Below are 2,254 nucleotides of genomic sequence, written 5' to 3' on the forward strand. Positions count from 1 at the left end.
TAACGTTCGACGTAAGGGGCGGCTTGCGCCTTGGCGCAAGACGTCCCCTTGACGGAGGGGTTAGGGAGCGGCGCGCTTTGACTTTGCATCCATGTATCGCTTCAGCGACAGGCAATGCTCGCAGTAGAAGAAGAACGTAGAGGCGAAGACTTCCAAGTTTGGATTGTTCACCTTCGTGTGAAGCAGGTTCGACAGAGTGGAAAAGTGTATGCAGTCGTCGATCGCAGCCAATAGGCTAACGTGCCTGGAGTCGATGTAGATGAGCTGAGCGAGCACGCGGGAAATGCTCTCCTTGCTTCTGCTCTTGTGGTAATCGAAGTACTGAAACCAGTTTGCGTACGTGTTTGCAGGCGACAGAATCAATGGGGCATTTGAGTAGGGTGGAATGGCTGAGAAAGCCCTCTTTAGCGCTTCTTCGGTGACCGTGTCAATTGAGAGGGGTGAATTTGAGGCCTTCGAAATTTCGGCCAACTGACTCTCGCAATCTCCGACAACCCGAAGTGTGTGACGGTCAATGTATGGACCCACCGTGGCCCTATCGTTCTCCTCCTTGAGGTGAACGACCACCAGGTAGAAGACGTAGCTGGCTACGACCGAGGCGAGAACGGCCTCTAGTACCAACCCGAGGTCGTAGATCACCGGAGAGGCGGCCGCCCAGCGGTTCAGGACGACGATCTTCAGTGTCAGCAGCACGAGCGCCGAAGCTGCGAGACGAGTTGCGCTAGGCGACGCGGTCTTCATCGGCGTGAGGATGCTCATGTTGTGGCTCCCTAACGTTCGACGTAAGGGGCCTGCCGAAGGCAGGTCCCCTTGACGGAGGGGTTAGGCGGCATTTTYGCCYKTTGCTGCTGGGCGACGCGAACGCTGCTTGGCYGCGATGGCTTTGATGGARGTTTGCAGCGGTTTGGCATGCAGAAGGGCTTCACGGTGAGGYTCCRTTGCYTGGGAGATGAGAGCTTGAACTGCYGGCTCSAGMARATGCTCAGCCGAYTGCAGGCGAATGCTCCTGACCCGGCTGCCAGAGCCTTGCAGCAGACGGCCWGGATCACTCAGRMCAGCCCCATGCGAAAAGAARAGAYTGACCCACTTTGGGTACCCGGCAACCGATAGGAATGCTTCMGAAGASCKCTCGGTAGGGGAGAARGCAAAGACAAGAGCGTTGTAGTTGTCGTACACCAGCTCATGCCCTTGCGGAAAACATTGCCTGAAGGCGAGTTCTGGCGYCACGAAGCTGCACACTCACTTSGGGCGAGTACTTCGCGAGGAACGCGTCAATCTGCGACTCGATGGGGTGGTGCTTCATGCCGCTTAACGTTCGACGTAAGGGGCGGCCCGCTTGCGGGATGTCCCCTTGACGGAGGGGTTAGGCCACTGCGGGATGACGGCATCAACCTGCATAACGAAATACTACAGGGCACATTGCAACTTCACGCTCTCATGCTTTTCTCGCTCTGCGAGCGCTTTCGCTAGGATGGACATTCCTTCCCCGGATACACGCAAGCCTGCTGTGTGGCCTCGCGGAATTGCGCTTATGGAACGACGGTACCACTGCACCTCTTCGAGCCGAAGGGACACCTCGGCAAGCACACCCAAATCAACCGGATGAAGGTTGGGTAACTCGCCCTCGAGCCGAGATTTGCACACAGCGGTGAAGACTGCGCCTAAAGGAATGTCTGCGTACTCGTTCCTTCCAATGATCATGCCATCAGGAAGAATCGCCTCGACATCGAAGTGGCAGTTGGTCATGGCGAGAGGAGTAGGGAGGGGCGAAGCGATCGAGGGCTTAACGTTCGACGTAAGGGGCGGCCTGCGGCTTGCCGCAGGACGTCCCCTTGACGGAGGGGTTAGGCGGCAGATCGCGTGGCAGGACCTCAATGACTTCGACAAAGCCTTCTTCGAGCGACGGTGGCTCAAGGTTCTCGAAGACATGAAGGATGGCCTCTTCGCGAATGCACGCCAAGCCGCGCCTGGTTGCATTGCGCGATTTGGCGACTTCGAGCGGGGTGTTTACCCAGACGGCGACGGCTTGGCGACCAACCTCGGATGCGATGCCAAGGGCACGGCTGCGATGACGGCGAGTAGGAAGCGGGCCATCGAGAAAGACGGCACCTTCGCCCATGAGCGGAGCATTGTGAGCAATCCAGGTGCTCTTGCCCGCACCCTGAAGGCCGAAGACAACAAACAGCCTTGCCTCCTCGCCGGCTGAAAGCAACTTTTGTCTCAGTTGGCCGTAAGCCTGCTCCCAGGCCTGAGC

Annotated in this window: 3 protein-coding genes; all 3 read right to left on the minus strand. The window is 57.9% G+C overall.

Annotation, left to right across the window (positions count from 1 at the left end; translation table 11 throughout):
* Positions 1-60: 60 nt before the first annotated feature.
* Positions 61-759, minus strand: coding sequence for a hypothetical protein (locus tag AC1DYI_RS33210; RefSeq protein WP_477208370.1), 699 nt, complete (start codon positions 757-759; stop codon positions 61-63).
* 648 nt (positions 760-1,407) lie between these two features.
* Positions 1,408-1,746 carry a hypothetical protein gene (locus AC1DYI_RS33215; RefSeq protein WP_477208371.1) on the minus strand — a complete coding sequence of 113 codons (339 nt, stop codon included), beginning with the start codon at positions 1,744-1,746 and terminating at the stop codon, positions 1,408-1,410.
* A gap of 37 nt (positions 1,747-1,783) precedes the next feature.
* The coding region (locus AC1DYI_RS33220) for an AAA family ATPase (RefSeq protein ID WP_477208372.1) at positions 1,784-2,254 on the minus strand (471 nt) is incomplete at its 5' end.

Source organism: Ideonella sp. P3_A4, assembly GCF_056403075.1.